Below are 18,203 nucleotides of genomic sequence, written 5' to 3' on the forward strand. Positions count from 1 at the left end.
TCGAGAATCAGTCTTCACGTAACAAAAGTGCACAAAGTTATCTGGCAAAAAGTGCACAATTCTACTTGACAGTTACACTTATCTGGTTTTGCAATCATGGTAGGCAAACTCGTCACAATATGATTCCCTTTTTCATCTTCAAAAATCATCACACGGTATGCAGAAGAAATTGATTGCGTTTTTTTCCCCTCTACTACCTTTTGATCCACTAAAAATGAAACGACAAATTCTTCTGAATGTTTTTCTACATCTAGAATTTTTACTTCTTGAACTTCGGAACTAGTGGGAATATCTGCCCGGACCATATCTTTGCTCAAAGCGAGACCTTCTTCTGTGAGGTATTGTCCAAGAGTACTCATCCTCTTTTCAATTACTTCTTTGTTATTCTTCCATGAAAAATATTCTCTCGCAAAATCCTTCGTAAAACTTTCAACGCCAGAAGTATTCACTACCTTCTCTTGTACAACTATTTTTTCATGAGTCGTGTGTTGATCAATAGCAGTGAAATTTTTGTAGATGCCAAAAACAAGGCTACAAGTCAACAAAAGCCAAAGAGCAAGTACCATTTTTCGATGCTTGCCCACTGAAAAGATTCGTTCTTTCTTCTTTTTTTGAATCTTTTCCTTTTGATTCCGTTCAATTTTTATCTTCATTATTTTTCCTCTTTTCTCTTATTTGTACCGTCCAGCTCCGATAAGATGCTGCTGCCAATAGCTTTCCGTTAGATTCCTCCATCCCACCGGGTCTCCTGCGTGATACATCCGATTCTCTCCTGCGTAAATGCCCACATGAGTCACATAAGTACCGGCATCATAAGTCGAATGAAAGAAAATCAAATCACCTGGTTTGGCATCTTTCAAATCAATATGAGTCATGACATCATACTGATCCTGAGCCACCCGAGGAAGTTTCAGGCCAACTTTGGCATAACACCATTGGGTCAAGCCACTACAGTCAAATCCCGTTTCTGGACTTGAGCCACCAAATACATAGGCAGTACCTTCATACTTAAACGCCTCGTCAAAAATTCCTTGCACCGTTTTATCATCAAACTGTGTCGTGGTCAGATATTGCTTCACTAATAAGCAATAAAACATATTGCCATAGTTATAGCGCCACCCACCATTTTCTTTAATTGCGATAGGATTGGGGTAATCAACTTTCTGACCACCCGATTTTTCCTTTGAAAAAGATTCCGCTAAAGCAAAACTATGCTTCTTCCCGTTTTTCGCGACATAATCCAGATACCCGCCACCATAGTTATAAGCCTGAATAATGCTGTCCTGATTACAACCTAATTCTTTGGAACGCTTAACCAAGGAAGCAAAATAGAGACACCCTTGTTTGATGGATGCCTCGGTACTTAATGAATTCGGTGGCAACCCGGCTGACTCAGAACTCTGCATAACATCTTCAATTGTGCCGCTAGATTCCACTTGAATAATCGCCAAAAGAATCGGGACATATTCTGAGATGTTTGATTCTTTGGCATACTTTTCCACCATTGCACGGTGTTTCAAAACTTCTTCTGAAACACTAATTCCGCCAGGAGAAGTGCCAGAACTATCACTTCCTTCACTGTCTTCACCAAACAACAAACCCATACACATCAAGATACCCATAAATGAAATAGTCAGGAAAGTTAACGAAATAATACTCAATTTCTTCAAGTTCATTTTTTCTCACCCGACCTTGGCTTTGAGCGAGAATTCATTCTTATTTGTAGCTTTTGATTGGTCATCTTTGTAAGAGTAGACCGCTGTTTCACTTGTTGGAAAGAATTTTTCTTACCTGACGGTTGGTTTATTCCTTTTGAAATGATTTCTTGACTAGCGAGTTTTCGTTTGATTTCGGGATTCGAATTTACTCTCACAATCCGCTTTGGTGTTTCTTTTTTCGGCGGCCTATCTTTCTGAGGTTGGAGCTCTGTTTTTATCGGAACATTTTCCCTTCTTTTTCCATGACGATTCCCTGTTTCGTTCAATGCTTTGTACTTTTCAGCCATTTTTTCATCTCTACGTTGTCGTTGTTTTTCTCGTAACTCCGCTCGATCCGCTTTTTCTTGGACCAGTCCACGCTTGAACTCTTCTGGTGCTTTTTTCGTCTTTTCGATCCCTTTATGGAGGTTGTATTTCAAGCTAGTTGGTGTATTTCGTACCTGATCCTTTACTTGTTTGGTCTTATCTTTCACCAAAGCTTGGGTATCCAGTACTTTGCCGATTTTTCTCCCGGCCAAATTCATTCGAGATTGTTTCTTATTATTTGAAGTTGGCTTTTCCTTATTCAAGTCAGACGGTGTCTCGTGATTGTTAGATAATCGTGAATTCTTTCGTAGAGAAGAACCGGATGGCTTAAATTTGGATTTTGATTGTTCCTTTGCCAACTTATTTCCGACTGCTGCACCACCACCAAAAGCCAAAGTACGTCCCACATTTCGATTAAGTTGCCGTAGCTTTCGGTTCATTAACATTTGCGGTTTTCGCATAACCCGTCTTCCCATTGATTGGCTATCATTACTTTGAAGGTTGAACATGCTCATAATGTCGCCCAATTTGAAATAGATACCGGCAAAGGTCACAATTTGTAGAAAAGCTACCATGAAGAAGGGATAGGTTGCCGAAATATTGAAAAACATCGTGGATATGCTAAATGCAGTCGTAATCACTAAGGTGACACCCGCTCGCATCATAATCGTGTTGAATAAGCGAATAATCGCCTTCTTGCCCAAACTTTCATAAGTCGGCAACATCGACAATAAGAAACTAATCGGCAAAAACATCGCAAAGATTATAAAGAGAATTTGCGAGAACAACATAATCCCTGTTAAAAGAAAAACAAAGAAGGAAATCCCGATATTGAACAACACCAAAAAGACCACGGTTCCTAAGCGGTTCATGGTCTTGGTAATACTTAAATTCGCGTTGTCATTGTCTTCAATCTCTGCCTTGACCGCTTCTTCCCGATCCTTGCCTTTGTTTTCATCCGGACTAACGGATAGTATCTTATTGACTCGGCCTTCGCCAATTTCTCCTATATTGGAATCATCGAATTGTAATAGTAACCAAGGTTGTTGGACTTGAATGGAAAACAAACTATCCCGAATCAAATCCACACTATCTTTTCCTTGGCTTTCTGAATTAGGTACAACGATCTCTGTCCCAAGGCTAAGAGCCGCTTCGCTAACATCTGAACTAAAGTCATTGATTTTTGTGATATAGGTGGGCGCATACGCAATGAACGAACCTGAAAGTAGAAAAATCATCACAAAATTAATCACGGCTCGAACAGCCTTTGTAGTTTCTCGTCTTAATAATCCGGTATACGCCACATAAACTCCTAGGGCTAAAATCATCAATAATAGAAACCCAAAGTAGAAGCCCGAGGTCTGTAATCCATTTTCGGTAATACCGGCTAAGGTTTGGATATTCTTTCCAATACTTTCAGCTGTATCCGAAATGAAATCTAACTTGTAAGCTTCTTGGACTACATAGCCCGTGGCGTTCGACAAATATAAACTAACGGTCCAAATAAAATTAGTAATGGCATAAAGACCATACATCACGCTCTTCCCTAGACCATCACCCCAATTCCAAGGCAGCCAATCCCAAGAGCTATCCACAAAGAAATCTAGTTGGTAGTTGTTCAGTGAATATTTGGAATATAGATTTCCGGCTTCCACTGTATCATCAACCAGACCTGTCGCCTCAGCTACCGTACCGATTAAACCCAATAGAACTGTCAGAGTGACAATGCTAATAAAAACGATTCCCACAATCCAAAAAAGTTTCTTTTTCATCTCCTCACTCCATTCTCTCTTGAACCGGCGGACGGGTATCAAAGGCATGGAAGAGTTCTTCAAAGACTGGATGAACTTGAACCACACCTACTCGACCATACAAATCTTGCATCAAGCATTGACCGTTTTCCAAATCTCGCAGACGTTTTTGATTGCTTTCATCCTCTTGATCCAAGCCAAAGAATTCCAAGGTTTTTTTGATTTCATGAATATCAGTACTTCGAAAAGCAAATTTCAATCCGATATTGTTCTTCAAACGTTCATCCAGTAAGTCATCACTATTTTGCGTGACAAAGTAAACACCGGCATTCATCGCCCGCCCAGCACGAACTAATTTATTCGATAAGGTCTTTCCTTGTGCCACTTGAAGAAAACTCCAAGCTTCATCCAAATCTACAATCTTGAAAATTTCTCGATTACTATGGATAAAGTCCAAGGAAAAAGTCGAAATAACGATTAGCATCGAAACACTCAGCAATTCCATGGTGGTATATTCTTCAAAAGTGGTTTCTGCATCTGGTAAAACCAAATCCGCTACTTGAATGATATTTAACTGCTTATCTAAACTAATCGACTGGGTAATCGAACCATCTGAGAAAAGCAAATGGGCAAAATCATAATCGGTAAAAGACTCGATATGATCGGCGATATTTTCTGCAACTGGCGAGCCTTCATTTCGAAGTTTCTTAATGACTTGTAGCAATCCTCGTTGATCACTTTGAGTAACGGTTCGAATGGCCTTGCGTAAAACAGGGAACTTCTCCCCATCTCGACTAGAAATTCCTGTTAAAAAGGTCAGAATATCAATCGCTAAACTTTCTGAGTCTTTCTTTTTCTTCATGATGACATAGGGATCAAGTAAGCCTTGATTTTCTGGTTTACTAGTTAAGTTGAGGATATTGATTTCCTCCGCAATTTCTGGCAAGTTTTTTTTCCAGCCATCTCGTTCTCCTTTTGGATCAACAATCACGGCTTGCCCACCAAAAAGGACGGCGTAATAGACTAAGAGATTGTTACTGAAAGATTTTCCGCCACCAAGAGAACCGAGAAAAGCCGCAGCTAGTGCATTGGTTACTGAACCCTTTACCCCTTGTGAGGCCAATGCCGGTTTCAGGTAAACATCCCGCCCTGTATCTACGTTATAGCCAAAGTAAATTCCTTCCAATTCTCCTAGCATCTGTGTAGCTCCAAAGCCAAGTCCTGCTAAAAAATCAGAGGTAACATACTGAATATAGTCATTCATATAGCGTTTGCTTGAAGGTAAAAACTCTTCATGTAAGCCCATCATATCGCCAAAGGGCCGGACTAGTTTTACATTGGTATCATCATAAAAATCAAGTACTTCATCACATCGCCGCTTTAGTTCATCTACTGATTCGGCACTCACCCGAACCACATAGCTCAGTTTGTACATGGATTCTTTCGACTGATCTAAGGTAGTTTCCAATTCATCCACGGAATCCAACGCATCTAATACATTGGCATTCGTTTCATTATCGGATTGGTAAGCATGGTTGTCCAAATCTTTTAATTCCTTTTTCTTATTGCGAACGGTAGCAAGTGCTTTTTTGTTCGTCACAATCTCTACATTCATTGAAGTATCAATCGGAAAAGTGAATTGTTGTTGTTGGTAATAGAAAAGTTCTGAGGAAGGAAATTCCATCTCCCCTACGATCGTATTGATTGTCAGATACGCTACATACGATTCATGATTTTCATGTTCCATGCGTAAGTACCGAGGCTTTTCTTCAATCAAACAACGAGTGGGACGTAATAGGTCATAGTGTTTCACCAGCGTTTCTGATTTCAGCTTTTTCTTTGGTAACTGAAAATCATATTCTTCAAACGGTGTGCCTTTTTCACCATAGATATGTTCAATCAAATACGTCAGATCACTCGGTGTGACACGTCTGACTTTAAATCTTCGAGCCAATTTACTTTCCATTAGTTTTTCAAGCTTGGTATACCGGCGAATTTCTTCATTGGATAAGGAAACAAAATCACCCATCAAATGATGATTCACTCCATAGACAAATTCTTGAAGTCCAGAAAAGAAAGATTTCCTGAGATTCTTTAGGTTGAACTCTTCATCTGTCGCAATTAGTTTGAAGCCAATAAAAAAGCGATAATCAATCTGACTATCGCCAATCATGGATACTAATGCATCTGTCTGTAGGTCAATCCGTTGTTTCGCTACTTCTTTGAGTCTACCGGTGATTTCTTTTTTCGATCGTTCTTGCGTGGCACGAATACTACTTTCTGTGGCAATTTGCAATGCATGGATCTTGCCTTCACGATTCTGAGCAATCAATTGGCGAAAGCTATCGTGGATTTGATACTTCTGTTCAGGTGACAAAAAGGAGTAATTGTAAGGCACTAACTCATAGTAGGCAAAACACTCGCCTTCTTGGTTAAACACAAGATTATTTTCGATATACTTAATCGGGTACATAGTTCACACTCCTTACTAAGGTGGTTGGTTCGTCCCATCGTTTCTTCTGTTCTTTAACTTTCTTTCCTGCAAAAGTGATCTTAAACCGTAAGTGATAACTGATAAAGGATCGTAAAAATCCCAATGGTTTCTTACCGTCAAAGGTCTTTTGCGACATGAACCAAGTGACCGCCACCGGTATGCCCAAGTATTTAAAAAAAGCCCCCTCTATCATAGATAGTGGAGGCACATGGGCAAATACGATGACAAACAGCAAGGATAAAACAAACCAAGCCATTTGGTTAAATGTCACAGGAAAAGGCAGCTGAAAGTCATTAATCGCATAAATGACTTTTTCAACTGTCCAAATACTGGTGTAGCTTTTTATTTTTTTCATATTTCACCTCAATTTAAAATAAAGAACCACAGTGTACACACTGCAGTTCTTTGTTATTACTTATCTATGAGCATTGAAAGATACTCTTTATTATCTTGATAGTCATTAAAATTCATGAGTTGATACTTGTCATTATTAAGCGTAATAATATTCAGTTCTAAATCATCATCGTACTCATTTCGATTAAACCCTAAAGTTGAAAGGATACACTGAGTATCAGTTTGAATATTTTCAAAAATATACTCAAATAGAGTCTCCTTTTTTTGATCATCAAGCTCACCATGGTTGGGACTGTCCATAACAATTGGAAATTCAATTGCTTCAGGATTGAATTCATTTTTTATTTTTAATAAATTCATATACCAAATTACAGTTGCAATAGGTTTATTACTACCAGAAGCTTTTACATTTTTCTCAACTTTTTCAATGGATGAATCTGGTATTTCTTTCAAGCCAAATTTTACGATATCTTGCTTCATAGATTTATAATAAAAGGCGTTCACTTCTTTTTTCTTTTTTGAATATGCTCTCAACTTCTTGCTTACATCATTATTTTCACTAGAGATTTTTCTATTATATAAGTCTTCCTCCGCCCATTCTAATTCTAACTTAGTCTTAAGATCAGAATATCCCTGTATCTTCAGAATCTCATCATGACTCTCTTTCGTTCCTTTAAGCAGCTTATTGTACCCGTTTAATCTAGAAAGATGTTTACTATAAACATGCTCCTTTTTTTCAATATGCCGATTGGTTTCTGAAATAAGTCGTTGTAGTTCAAGACTTACTTGCGACAAATCTTCGATATTGATATTTTTCACCATACGTACATCTAATGTATCTTCTAAATCCTGCTGACATAATGGACAAGAATGTTTTTCCAATACATGATTTATATCTCTAACCTCATGACGTTTACGCTTATTGACATCCTCCAAGGTTTTAATAATATTCACTTGATTACTTCTAAGGTTTGCCAGTTCATTTTTTACTTTTCTTAAATCATCGTATATAATCCTATATTTCTTTTCCTGCCGATTCAACTCTTCTCGCAATGCCTCTACTTGCTCTGGAACAGCTTCTGGTAGTTCTTGATCAATTTTTTTCAACATATTCCCAATAGTTACGAGTTCATTATCACTTACTTTCAACTTTTCTTTCAACTCATCTTGTTTAAGTCTCAAATCAAAATATTCCCGATTGAACAAACCAAAATGTGTATACAGCAATGCTTCTTGAAATCTTGTAAATTGCCCCAAACCAGAAAAAGATTCAAACTTGCTTCCTTTCATATGATCCTGATCAATAAAATTCAACATATACGCAAATGCCGGCGGAGCAATCATTAACTTTTTATCATTCCTTGATGGTAGATAAACTGAAAAGTCAAACAACGAATACAGCCTCTCAGCCAACTCTGTTCTTATATCCGTACTTAATAATAGATTTTTTTCAGAATCAAACAACTTGAAAAATTTCCCTAATCGCAACATAGTAAATTCACTATTATTGATCATAAAATCTATAACAAAAGTAACAGAATCTTTTTTTAAATTGTCATCAAAAAAACTATCTGCACCTAAAGTATGAAAAATGCTCTTTAAAATAAGAGATTTCCCTCTCTGATTACCATCTTCCTGATCAGAGGTGACAATGTTAATTCCTGAAGTAAAAGATACTTTCTTTGCCATTTGTGATGCTGTTGAGAACAGATATATATTTTTCACAATCAGCGACTTCGTCATCATAAAACCTCCTCCAATTTAATCAAAACTACCAAAGATAACAACTCTATCTCTTCTAAAGAGAATTCAACTGGAAAATCTACATCGGTAATCTCAATGAACTGCCTCACTAAGCTGAACATTTCATCTGCCTCTAAATCACTTGCTTTAGCGATTACATCTTTTTTTATTTTCTCTTCAAGCTTTTGCCAATAATAATCCATTCTTAACCGAGAAATTACATCAGGAATCATAGAAAAATATTTCAACCTTTTCCCCATATTCATTACAGAATCTTGGATATATTTTTTACACTGTTCTGCAATAGAAAAGGATTGCTCTGCATACCGCCCCATAATCAAATTTACTCGATCTGATGAAAGACCTTTTTTATCCAATACTTCTTGACGCGAAGTAATAGAAAATTCATAATTTGCTTTTAACTGTGCCTCTTCCGCTAAAAGATTTAATAATGCTCCAGGTTTAATAGGATCTTCACCAAACATCTGAATGAAAAAAGAATTAACACGACCTACCATCGTATCTTTATATGCAGAAATATTTAAATCACTATTAATAAAAAAAATATCTGATAAATCGATTTCTTCATCAGGAAATTCAGCTCTAATAGCTTTCAGAATTGATTCTCTATTTTTTTCATCCAACAGACTTAATTGAAATTCCGAGTTAGGTAATTTTGAATTACCTGGTACAGCTAAATGTAAGTTAGATACAATAGCTAGTTTAGATTTTGGGTGACCGGCAACATATTCGGTATGTCTTATTTGATATAAGGTACTAATTATTGAATTATTTTTCTTTGAATCTTTCTTTGTAAGGGATCCGATAGTATATGATTTAGCATTCTTTGTTTTAACTTGAAAAAATTCGAACCGATCTGGATGATGAATTTCAATATCACAAACATAATCAAAAACCATTGTGAAATCAGATGAAATAGCTAACTCATGTAGAAATTTATCAATTCCCCAATAAATTTCAAATGAAAAGCGATTTTTTGAACGTGCCCCAGAAACATCTGCTTGATAATTCAAATACGCCTCATCTATCCCCATAATTGTGCCTCCTTGAAAGTGCTGTTATTATTATAACACCTTCTTTGGAATACTTGCTATACAGCATAAAAAAATCAGTTTAAACCATATTTAAGATATATATACAACCCGTTAATTTTATTAATTATTTTACTAAAACATCCCCTTTACATATTAGAACACTCGTTCCCCTTTTTAGTCAAGGAAATATATTTGTTATATTATATACAATATTCAAAAACACCACGACTAGTAGTCAAATAATTTCCACTTATTTCCAAGTCTCGGCCATAAGCTTCATAATCAATATAATTTTGTAGGTGTATAGGAACCTCTCCCAAAGCGCCTGTTTCTTCAATCAAATAATACGCCACATCACTCATATCAGCGCAATCCGGATAATAGACAATATCATCCACATGCTCTACCATTTCCTCGAAAGAATTGAAGAAAGCGTGTTGAATCTCAGAAGCAACTTCACCAATTGGCGTTCCTTCAAGCTCTTCTGCTAAGCTACACAACCGGTTAATCTCTTCAATTGGCGTATACTCATCAATCTCAAAAGGCAGTTCATAATCATGAATCGCGTACTCTTCGTATTCGTCATTTAATCCAATCCGTTCTTTGACCTCATCAAAATCGACAGGTGGGGTAAACCACGCCCCAACCAACTCACCTTCATTGTATTTTCCAAGGTTCGCAATATACACACGCATCTGTTCCATCGTGATTCCCCCTCAGGCACCGACAATTCGGTTAAACAAATTGAGTAAGACATCCTTCACTCCAGAAGCATTAAAGACCAGACCGACCGCAATCAAAGCAATCACCAAGAAGCCAATCAGTTTGGAAAACTCACGTTTAAATCCTAAAAACAAACCAATGACCACAATCGCTAGTAAGACTAAAGATTGAGCATTGGTTAAAAACCATTGATATAAATTTTGTCCGAAATTCATCTTGTCACTTTCCTTTCTTTTCCATTGCTCGATCCGCTGCTGCACTTGCGTTCATCAAGCACATCACGGTAACGCCGAGCATACTACCACCAAATACCAATAACATATCTTTTACAATTCCCATCAAAATTCCTCTTTCATATAATCAAGTCTTCAATTGCCATACTTTGTTGCTCCAAAATCTTTTTATGCCGGTCTGATAACCGCGCATTCTGTACCATATCCTGGATATACGTTGTTTGATTCAATCGATCCAACTCCTTAGCCATTTTCCACGTAGGGGCGACTTGGCGTCCAAGCCAATTCAAGGTTCGTTCGATAGTATAAGGTTTCGGTTCAGAAGTTAATTGAATTTCCTTCCGATTCCGTCCAATAAAGCGCCCCCATTGTTCATTCAAGGGCCAGTTGGTTCGCCGTTTTCCTTCCACCTTATCCGCAAATCGCAAGTAACGATTGATAATGGAAAACGTGGTGCTCTCAATGCTACGACCTTTTAATAAATCTTGAATTGCATGATAAGCACGTTCATTTTTCAACCGAATTTCAAAGCGGTTTTTCGTTTCGGACTGGTCTAATGGAATTCCTAACTTGATATATTGCTCATAATCTTTTTCGTACAAACAGAAATAAACTTCACTTTTAAGGCTTCCAATATACAGGGTATTTCCCATACCATCCTTTTCATCAGCTTTCAACAGTTCTCCGGAACGATAGCTTTTAAAGGTACGGAACAAGGAAATACATTCTTCCTTCTGACATTTTTTCGTTAACTCAGGAATATCCAATAAGCCAACTCGATCATTGATTGCTAAATCCAAGCGTTTCATCACGCCACCAGCTTTTAGACAATCTTCGAAAAAATCGTACCAGCTACGCTTTTGAGCGAGTAAAAAAGTTTCAAATTGCCGACATCCTCGCCCTTTTAATTCCAAAAGAACGCCCTTATCTTCTTCATGTGACAACATCACCACAATATCGCCCATGACATATTGTTCCTGATAGGAGTAAAAGGCGTAATCCTCATGAAGCATATACTCAAATTTCAAATGGAGAATTTCTTGAATAATTTTCCGTACATCCGTTGTGGTGAAACGAATCCTTACATAGTCAAACAGTAACGTCAAAGGCAAATCGGGATTGAAACTTTCCAGTTGGTCAAAAATTTTCCTCATGGTCTTTGTAGAGGCGGTTACGCCACCGTTTTCTATCTGATTTAAATAGGGACGGCTAAGCCCGCAAGCCGTAGCCAATTTATTTTGTGAAACACCATATTCATTGCGTCGTTCTTTTAATAACCGATAATCTAAATTCCGTTGTGTCAAGTTCTCACCTCCAAGTTCAAGGTGTTAACTTTTTCAAATGAGTTAACACCTATGCAAATCGCTTAATATCCTTGATACAACAAGCATTTTTAATGGTTGCTTGCTTTTTTTTGTGTTTTTGTACCCCCCTGTTAGATACAGGGGGTGAGACATCATGGCCGGCTGCCGCCGTCCATGAACAGGCACAGCACCACGGAGGATTTCTGCTTCGCAAATCCCCCGCGGTCAGCGCCTATCAGTGGGTTATTTCCCTATTACTCCGCGGTGATACCCTCAATTTCCAATTCTGCTTTTATCTCAAACAAGTATTGGCGGATATCTGGTTCTTTGGCAAGGTCCGCAATCCGTTCAAATTCACTGATGACTTGATTCAACTCAATTCGAGTATCGGTTTCCTCGTCCATTACATACGAATCACTTGGGACCTTCACCCCGTTTTTACGAATATCGAAATTGAGCTGGTATAGTTCTTCCTCTAGTTCCGGATCGGATTGAATCTTACCAATCACCCAATAGATTTCCCCAATCACCTCATCATAAATCATCTATTTTTACCTCCTTCAATCTTCTGGCAATATCAAAAATGACCGAAACTGTGACTGAGTTTCCGGCCTGTTTATACAACTGACTATCTGAATTGACTTGAGATGCCCGGTCAAAGGCCCAATCGGGAAAGCCCTGAAGACGCCAGCACTCCCTAGGTGTTAACTTTCGAATCTGGTACTGATCTGTGACAACCGCTTGTTGGTCTCCTGTTAGTAACGTATGCACACTTTGTTTTCCCAGACGGCCTCGACGATTTGTGGAATTAGGAAAAGCCAGGTTCACACTGTCCCCTGGCTTCACCTCTTGATATTCTGTTTTATTTTTCCGAATCATAATCTTCGTTCCCCCTTGCTTCGTTGACAAGGTGGGAGCTGTTCCGGTTACTTCATAGACCCGATTGCCTTGTTCAAAATTTCCTGACAACATACCCGCTACAGAAATTCCATCATTTACCGGTAAGGCAATTTTGATTCCTTCATCGCCGGTTAAGGTTGGAGCTACGCCATCTGATCCATAAACTTGACCACCCATTCCTCGATTGGAAGGATTGATATTCAACAAGTTTCTGATGTTTTGATCAGATGTTGCAGACGATCCAATGATAGGAAATACTTGTTCGGTACATGCGTCTCGAGAATGTCCGATAAGGAAGACCCGCTCGCGGCTTTGGGGAACGTAGGCCTTTGAGTTAAGCACCTGCCATTCCACATCATACCCCAATCCATCCAACGTTCGGAGGATCGTCTCGAACGTAGCCCCTCTTTCGTGATTGAGCAATCCTCGGACGTTCTCAAGGAATAGAAGCTTTGGTCGGAGAAGAGCGGCGAACCGAGCGATTTCAAAGAATAAAGTACCTCGAGTATCGGAAAATCCTTGCCGCTTTCCCGCAATTGAAAAAGCTTGGCACGGAAATCCGCCACAAAGGGTGTCCACTGGTCCGAGGGATTGAACAAACTCGTCTGATACACTTGTGATGTCATGCATTTCCACCTCCTTACTTGTATCATGGATTGCCTTATAACTCCGGCGAGCAAATTCATCAATTTCACAAAAGCCGATACACTGGTGGCCCGATTGTTCCATACCTAAGCGAAAACCACCAATCCCGGCGAATAAATCTAAAAATGTCATACATCACCTCATTCATTGCAAAGAAAAAAGCCAAGAACATTTTTGCTCTTGGCTCTTAAAACTATTTCAATTTCAAATTTATTTTTCTTTATCCAAACCAATCAATTCTCGTTGTTTTCGATTGGATTCATCTGCTACAAATTTAAAGACTGTCTTCAGCTCTTTCGCAGAGGCATTCTTTTGTAGTGTAGAAAAGTTACGGTTATACTTCTCCATAATTTCTTCAACTTTTTCTTTCTCAGTCATGTAGCTCTTCCTCCAATCTTTCTTTCGTATAACTGATTGGTAATGCTAACTCAACATTATCAATATCCATTAGGAAATCAGAAATCGTATTTTGAAAATCCTTCACTAAGATATTGATAGTTACTTTCTCTTGAAATTGTTTTTTCACCCGCATCAAATTTTTCTCGATTGGAAAAACGCATTGATAAAACGTTCTTTAGGAACAAAACGGCCCTCAACTTCTTCTCGCTTTTTAGTAAAGTTCCAAGCAATAAATTGATCTTGATAAACATAATAGATAAGCACATTATAATTCTTTTTGAGTGCCCGTTCAATATTTTGATTTACCTTAAAAGTCGCAAACGTGCCATCAAGAATAAAACTATAACCCTTTTTAAGAACTAAATCGAGAGCCGCATCTACCAAAAGTGCTGATCCTCGTTGAAATTCATCTGAATTATTCCCAACATAACCTGGGAATAATTCACGAAATTTATCAGCATCGATTACACAAAGATTACTATTCAATGCCGTCAAAGTTTGTGCAGCCTCAGTCTTTCCAGCCCCAGGACTTCCAGCCATAAAAATGGCAGTCTTTTCTTCCTCTTTTTCTTTCCCATCAGTAATAGAAGAAATTAATACTTTTTTGTTCTCTTTAGCATACTGTAAAGAATAATCCTCTGTCATTTTTATTGCACCTCCTGACGCTATCATCCCTAGTTTATCATACTTTTAGTCCGATACCCTAGAATACTAAATTTCTCTGTAGCTGTCATTTTTCTTTTGATTGCGCTACTTGTTTGATGGATTCCAAGAAATCATACCCTTTTGGTACAAGTGGCGTATAAAACTCACTAATAACACTGCCCCCTGTATCCACATAGCCTCACCCCTTAATTCGTTTCATAAAGAAATTTTTATCAACTTCTCCATACATCATGGAATACCCGAGTTCACTCATGCGACCCAAAGCCACTCGGAAATTGAATTGATCCCGAATTCCGTCTCCTAAATATTTCGCATCTGGTCTTTGGCAGGCCAAAATCAGAAAGAACCCAGACTGACGACCTAGCATCGCGATTTGTTTGAGCTTATTCAAAATTACCGCACTTTCCTTAGTTGTTAACATTTCCATATAAGCCACGTATTCATCAAAGATTAAAAAGTTTGGCGGAAGTCCAAGATAGGCATAATTCTCTCCTGTTTTATAGTTGGGCATTTCTTTCATTGCCTTGCTACGAGTCATCATACGTTGGTAAAAATCTTCCACACATTTAGAAATTTCTTCTTTTTGGGAGTATACGTGAGGCATCACCGTACCTAAATCGGCGAGGTCCGCATTTTTTGGATCAAGAACAAATAGTTCTGCATCTGACTTTAATAGTGCTTCGATAATGGTGAGAAGCAAATAGGTCTTTCCTCCACCTGTACCGCCAGCGATTAACATATGAGGCAAGGAATCATAGGCCCATACGTGATTTTTCATCAATCGCAGAGTTCCATTTTTTGCCACCACTTCTTCAATTCCAATTCGATTAGCAATCATATCGTATAACAAGGTGTATTCCACATAGGAGTCTTTGAGTTCCTTTTCTACTAACTCACAATACAGTCCGCTTTCTAACTTCTTTTCCAACTTTAAAAGCTGATCTTGGTATTTCCCAAGTGAAATTTGAACGCGAATAGAAAGTAAACCATCCTTCATTCGATAATAGATTTTGGGAAAGTAACTGATACTCTCTCTGGTCCGATTACTATTCAAATCTTTGAAAAAGCCTTCACTTTGAGTTTGCTTCACTTCATACCAATGATTTTCTAGAATCATCCGAGCCAGCTTTTGTCGATGCCATAAACTTCGCCAATGGTCCTGAAAAAAGTGAATATAAAGCAATATCATGCTTCCCGAAAGAGCGAGACTTCCTAGTAAGCAGAGTAAATCTTTCATGGACCAAACGATTTCACTAGTGGAGAATGTTACTTTAGAAATCTCAAATTGTCTAAGCTCTTGAAAATAAAAGACGCCCATCCAACCGATGAATAAAGCGATTAGCCACTCAAGAATAAAGTGATAAACCAAGTGCTGATCTCCTGCACGTATGCGATGTCCTTTGTACATTTTGATGGTTTCCACCTCCAGTCGAAAATTGCCCAATAAAATCATATTGGGCAATTTCAAAAAGTTATGCTAGTCATTTACTGCTACGGAGAGTTGTTTTGTTTCAACCAATTGCGTTAAGAAACCTTCAATGGCATCCGACATCTCCACACCAATTTCTTCCAAGACAGATTCCGCCTGCCGACATAAGTTTTCATTTACTTCGACAACCATAAAGAAGGACTCTTCTTCCCCTAACCAATTTAGTACATCAAAGTCTTCCTCATCAGTTTCAAAAAAATCCTGATTCATAATAAGAAATGCTTTTTCATCTATCGTCAAATCCTCGTTGACTTGTTCTTTGGTTAGTTCTCCTTTGCTATAACGATCTAGACAATCTAAAATATGTTCCACATTAATTTCCATACGCTTCACCTATTTCTTTCCTTCATTTTGGTTTGTAGGATTTCCTTGATTCGGTTGGCGTTTTAAGACTAAATCATCCGCCTTAATGAACCAATTGACAGTTGTTCCTTCTCGAAAAACATAGTTGGCAACGGTATCCACGATAGGATTGACCAGCTCTACCTCTGCATCATAAGCAAACTCACGTAAGGGTACATTTGCTGGAATACTGACTTGAATCATTCGACCTTGAGCCGAGGATTTCAAATTATAAGTCCGTTCTTTGATCTCATTACTAATCGTTCCATCCTCATTTTGTTTGCGAACTTCCCGGCGCAATGCGGAAAACCGCAATTTCCCAAACGTTAATCCGGAATCTACAACAATACCTTCTGTTAATCTCATATTCTTTTCCTCCTATGCTTTCACTAAATCATCGACATGCAACACGTAATCGGTAAAACCACGGTTCTCGATTTCATAACCCTTGGCAACTAAGTGGGGATTGACAGCCTTCAATGGTTGATCTTGATCAAAATCCTTTTCCCCGGCTTCCGCTGCGACCACCACTTCAATATCATCGGCGCGTTGCTTACTGGAATATAAATGATAACTACGACCAATCACCGTAGTATACCGCCCATATCCTTCTGTTAGAATTTCGCCTTCACCGGCATAACTTATCTTTCCAAAGGTTTCGACCATATTTGGTACGACAAATTTTAATTCCATATTTTTTTCCTCTTTTCATTTTTAGTTTGGATACAAAAATAGCGCGACCACTTTTTTAGGAGGCGATCGCACACATTGGTTTTTACTATTTACTTGTTTCATCTCATCACCTTAGTTGCGGTGATTCCAGAAATAATAGCCAGCCGTCGCAAAGATTAAAGTAAAGCCAATGAACAGTAGCACATTGGAATTTTTCTCCCCAGTTTGAGGGAACGTCTTCACTGTGGAGCCAGAATCTTGAGAGTCGCTTGAAACAGTTGGTATTTCCGGTTGTTCTGGTGTACTTGGTGTGGTCGGAACTTTTTTTGGAGTTAAGGTTTGGGATTTTTCTTTCAAATCTTCATTATGTTTTCCATTGATATTCCCATCTTTATCATAATTGATTTCCGCAAAAGTAAACTTGGTTCCTTCTGGATACTTTCCAGTGTCTACTTTTTCTGCAAGCACAGTTTTAGTAAATTCTTTGTCATTCACTTCGTAATCAATTTTGCCAGATTTCCAAGCTTCTTTGTTCGTGCCATCTGGTAATAAGGCATACAGAATTGTTTCAAAAGCTTCTTTTGAGCCATCCAGTACATCATGGGTAATGGACACATCATCAAACATATCCACCACATCACCATGAGTAAAGGTCTGAGAACCGTCTTCTAGGTGCGCTTTTGTTTGAATGGAAACATGACGTTCCACTGTACAATTGACAGTTTGGGCTTGATTATTCAAACTAGCATCCTTCGCTACTGGCTCATCGCCTGCTTTAAAGGCTTCCTTATTTTCATACACATAGTTGAACAAGACGATGGTTTTATCCAAAACTTGTTCGGCGGTTAATTTATGCAGAATTTCCCAAGTTCCTGTTTTTTCTTTATTCGCCAAAGTGGCCGTTGTTTCGGCAATCACGAGTGGTTTGGCTTTTTCATCTTTTTCTTGAGCAGCTTTTGTCGCCTCCACATCAATGACTTGTGCTACGATATACCAGTCCTCTTTGATTTCATGAAGATTGTAACTCAATTTATCAACTAGCTCGGTAGAATCAAGGGTAGTCAATTCTTTGTCTCCGTCTTTCCAAGTCGCAAGAGAAGTTACACTATCTTCTTCCTCAGGCAAATCATAGAGCATCAAACGGTTCAAGCTAACGGAAAATTCGTTGTTCGTCAGCTTCTCGTAAGGAACGGTCACCGTCTTAATTGGTTGTTTTTGGCCTTGTTCGGTAATGGTAAAGACATACTCACTCTTCACATAGTTGTCTTGGTTCTGTTGCAAAGTTTTAAATCTACTATCAAATAAGGTAGAATAATAGAAAAAGATAGCAGGAGGAATGACGATGAATCATTTTAAAGGAAAGCAATTTCAGCAGGATGTGATTATTGTAGCCGTGGGCTACTATCTTC

16 protein-coding genes and 4 pseudogenes are annotated in these 18,203 nt (G+C 38.3%); all 20 read right to left on the reverse strand.

What is annotated here, in order from left to right; translation table 11 throughout:
* Nucleotides 1-59: 59 nt before the first annotated feature.
* Nucleotides 60-653: pseudogene (locus tag FGQ66_RS13745) on the reverse strand (conjugal transfer protein); the annotation flags it as partial.
* Between the two features lie 18 nt (nucleotides 654-671).
* Entirely contained in the window at nucleotides 672-1,676 is a 1,005-nt protein-coding gene (locus FGQ66_RS13750) for a bifunctional lytic transglycosylase/C40 family peptidase (protein ID WP_138302609.1), read from the reverse strand.
* On the reverse strand, nucleotides 1,673-3,796 hold the full coding sequence (locus tag FGQ66_RS13755) for an FUSC family protein (RefSeq protein WP_104870048.1): 2,124 nt from the start codon (nucleotides 3,794-3,796) through the stop codon (nucleotides 1,673-1,675). The genes FGQ66_RS13750 and FGQ66_RS13755 overlap by 4 nt, the downstream gene beginning before the upstream one ends.
* A gap of 4 nt (nucleotides 3,797-3,800) precedes the next feature.
* Nucleotides 3,801-6,248, reverse strand: coding sequence for a conjugal transfer ATPase TcpF (gene tcpF / locus FGQ66_RS13760; protein ID WP_138302610.1), 2,448 nt, complete (start codon nucleotides 6,246-6,248; stop codon nucleotides 3,801-3,803).
* On the reverse strand, nucleotides 6,235-6,624 hold the full coding sequence (locus tag FGQ66_RS13765; protein ID WP_104870050.1) for a conjugal transfer protein: 390 nt from the start codon (nucleotides 6,622-6,624) through the stop codon (nucleotides 6,235-6,237). Before FGQ66_RS13765 ends, tcpF begins: the two co-directional genes overlap by 14 nt.
* Before the next feature lie 56 nt (nucleotides 6,625-6,680).
* Complete coding sequence (locus tag FGQ66_RS13770) at nucleotides 6,681-8,366, reverse strand: coiled-coil domain-containing protein (protein ID WP_095443916.1); 1,686 nt, start codon at nucleotides 8,364-8,366, stop codon at nucleotides 6,681-6,683.
* Nucleotides 8,366-9,421 (reverse strand): dsDNA nuclease domain-containing protein, encoded by a 1,056-nt coding sequence (locus tag FGQ66_RS13775; protein ID WP_138302612.1) that lies wholly within the window; start codon nucleotides 9,419-9,421, stop codon nucleotides 8,366-8,368. Before FGQ66_RS13775 ends, FGQ66_RS13770 begins: the two co-directional genes overlap by 1 nt.
* Before the next feature lie 200 nt (nucleotides 9,422-9,621).
* Complete coding sequence (locus FGQ66_RS13780) at nucleotides 9,622-10,125, reverse strand: antirestriction protein ArdA (protein WP_095443918.1); 504 nt, start codon at nucleotides 10,123-10,125, stop codon at nucleotides 9,622-9,624.
* A 12-nt stretch (nucleotides 10,126-10,137) separates the two neighbouring features.
* Nucleotides 10,138-10,359, reverse strand: a complete 222-nt coding sequence (locus tag FGQ66_RS13785; RefSeq protein ID WP_002298822.1) for a hypothetical protein — start codon at nucleotides 10,357-10,359, stop codon at nucleotides 10,138-10,140.
* A gap of 4 nt (nucleotides 10,360-10,363) precedes the next feature.
* Nucleotides 10,364-10,483: a DUF3789 domain-containing protein gene (locus FGQ66_RS13790; protein WP_095443920.1), complete on the reverse strand. Its 120-nt coding sequence runs from the start codon at nucleotides 10,481-10,483 to the stop codon at nucleotides 10,364-10,366.
* Between the two features lie 13 nt (nucleotides 10,484-10,496).
* Nucleotides 10,497-11,681 (reverse strand): MobT family relaxase, encoded by a 1,185-nt coding sequence (gene mobT, locus FGQ66_RS13795; protein WP_138302613.1) that lies wholly within the window; start codon nucleotides 11,679-11,681, stop codon nucleotides 10,497-10,499.
* Between the two features lie 254 nt (nucleotides 11,682-11,935).
* Nucleotides 11,936-12,226 (reverse strand): hypothetical protein, encoded by a 291-nt coding sequence (locus FGQ66_RS13800; protein ID WP_104870055.1) that lies wholly within the window; start codon nucleotides 12,224-12,226, stop codon nucleotides 11,936-11,938.
* Nucleotides 12,216-13,358 carry a DNA cytosine methyltransferase gene (locus FGQ66_RS13805; protein WP_104870054.1) on the reverse strand — a complete coding sequence of 381 codons (1,143 nt, stop codon included), beginning with the start codon at nucleotides 13,356-13,358 and terminating at the stop codon, nucleotides 12,216-12,218. The genes FGQ66_RS13800 and FGQ66_RS13805 overlap by 11 nt, the downstream gene beginning before the upstream one ends.
* Before the next feature lie 78 nt (nucleotides 13,359-13,436).
* On the reverse strand, nucleotides 13,437-13,604 hold the full coding sequence (locus FGQ66_RS13810) for a hypothetical protein (protein ID WP_002298811.1): 168 nt from the start codon (nucleotides 13,602-13,604) through the stop codon (nucleotides 13,437-13,439).
* Nucleotides 13,597-14,270: pseudogene (locus tag FGQ66_RS13815) on the reverse strand (zeta toxin family protein). Before FGQ66_RS13815 ends, FGQ66_RS13810 begins: the two are co-directional and overlap by 8 nt.
* Nucleotides 14,271-14,355: 85 nt before the next feature.
* Nucleotides 14,356-15,699, reverse strand: a pseudogene (locus tag FGQ66_RS13820) (FtsK/SpoIIIE domain-containing protein).
* Between the two features lie 69 nt (nucleotides 15,700-15,768).
* On the reverse strand, nucleotides 15,769-16,104 hold the full coding sequence (locus FGQ66_RS13825) for a type II toxin-antitoxin system RelB/DinJ family antitoxin (RefSeq protein ID WP_095444052.1): 336 nt from the start codon (nucleotides 16,102-16,104) through the stop codon (nucleotides 15,769-15,771).
* 9 nt (nucleotides 16,105-16,113) lie between these two features.
* Entirely contained in the window at nucleotides 16,114-16,488 is a 375-nt protein-coding gene (locus FGQ66_RS13830; protein WP_104870053.1) for a YdcP family protein, read from the reverse strand.
* A gap of 12 nt (nucleotides 16,489-16,500) precedes the next feature.
* Complete coding sequence (locus FGQ66_RS13835; RefSeq protein WP_010718221.1) at nucleotides 16,501-16,815, reverse strand: YdcP family protein; 315 nt, start codon at nucleotides 16,813-16,815, stop codon at nucleotides 16,501-16,503.
* Between the two features lie 111 nt (nucleotides 16,816-16,926).
* Nucleotides 16,927-18,057, reverse strand: a pseudogene (fss3, locus tag FGQ66_RS13840) (fibrinogen-binding MSCRAMM adhesin Fss3); the annotation flags it as partial.
* Between the last annotated feature and the right edge of the window lie 146 nt (nucleotides 18,058-18,203).

The organism is Enterococcus sp. BSD2780061688st2 D3 (assembly GCF_005844145.1).
In the GTDB taxonomy this organism is placed as follows: domain Bacteria; phylum Bacillota; class Bacilli; order Lactobacillales; family Enterococcaceae; genus Enterococcus_B; species Enterococcus_B durans.

Bases quoted from the DNA above. Each gene is read 5' to 3' on its own strand.
- FGQ66_RS13755 (WP_104870048.1), bottom strand. From the start codon at position 3,796: ATGAAAAAGAAACTTTTTTGGATTGTGGGAATCGTTTTTATTAGCATT.
- FGQ66_RS13800 (WP_104870055.1), bottom strand. From the start codon at position 12,226: ATGATTTATGATGAGGTGATTGGGGAAATCTATTGGGTGATTGGTAAG.
- tcpF (WP_138302610.1), bottom strand. From the start codon at position 6,248: ATGTACCCGATTAAGTATATCGAAAATAATCTTGTGTTTAACCAAGAA.
- FGQ66_RS13770 (WP_095443916.1), bottom strand. From the start codon at position 8,366: ATGACGAAGTCGCTGATTGTGAAAAATATATATCTGTTCTCAACAGCA.
- FGQ66_RS13830 (WP_104870053.1), bottom strand. From the start codon at position 16,488: ATGAGATTAACAGAAGGTATTGTTGTAGATTCCGGATTAACGTTTGGG.
- FGQ66_RS13750 (WP_138302609.1), bottom strand. From the start codon at position 1,676: ATGAACTTGAAGAAATTGAGTATTATTTCGTTAACTTTCCTGACTATT.
- FGQ66_RS13780 (WP_095443918.1), bottom strand. From the start codon at position 10,125: ATGGAACAGATGCGTGTGTATATTGCGAACCTTGGAAAATACAATGAA.
- FGQ66_RS13775 (WP_138302612.1), bottom strand. From the start codon at position 9,421: ATGGGGATAGATGAGGCGTATTTGAATTATCAAGCAGATGTTTCTGGG.
- FGQ66_RS13810 (WP_002298811.1), bottom strand. From the start codon at position 13,604: ATGACTGAGAAAGAAAAAGTTGAAGAAATTATGGAGAAGTATAACCGT.
- FGQ66_RS13765 (WP_104870050.1), bottom strand. From the start codon at position 6,624: ATGAAAAAAATAAAAAGCTACACCAGTATTTGGACAGTTGAAAAAGTC.
- FGQ66_RS13785 (WP_002298822.1), bottom strand. From the start codon at position 10,359: ATGAATTTCGGACAAAATTTATATCAATGGTTTTTAACCAATGCTCAA.
- FGQ66_RS13790 (WP_095443920.1), bottom strand. From the start codon at position 10,483: ATGGGAATTGTAAAAGATATGTTATTGGTATTTGGTGGTAGTATGCTC.
- FGQ66_RS13835 (WP_010718221.1), bottom strand. From the start codon at position 16,815: ATGGAATTAAAATTTGTCGTACCAAATATGGTCGAAACCTTTGGAAAG.
- FGQ66_RS13805 (WP_104870054.1), bottom strand. From the start codon at position 13,358: ATGACATTTTTAGATTTATTCGCCGGGATTGGTGGTTTTCGCTTAGGT.
- FGQ66_RS13825 (WP_095444052.1), bottom strand. From the start codon at position 16,104: ATGGAAATTAATGTGGAACATATTTTAGATTGTCTAGATCGTTATAGC.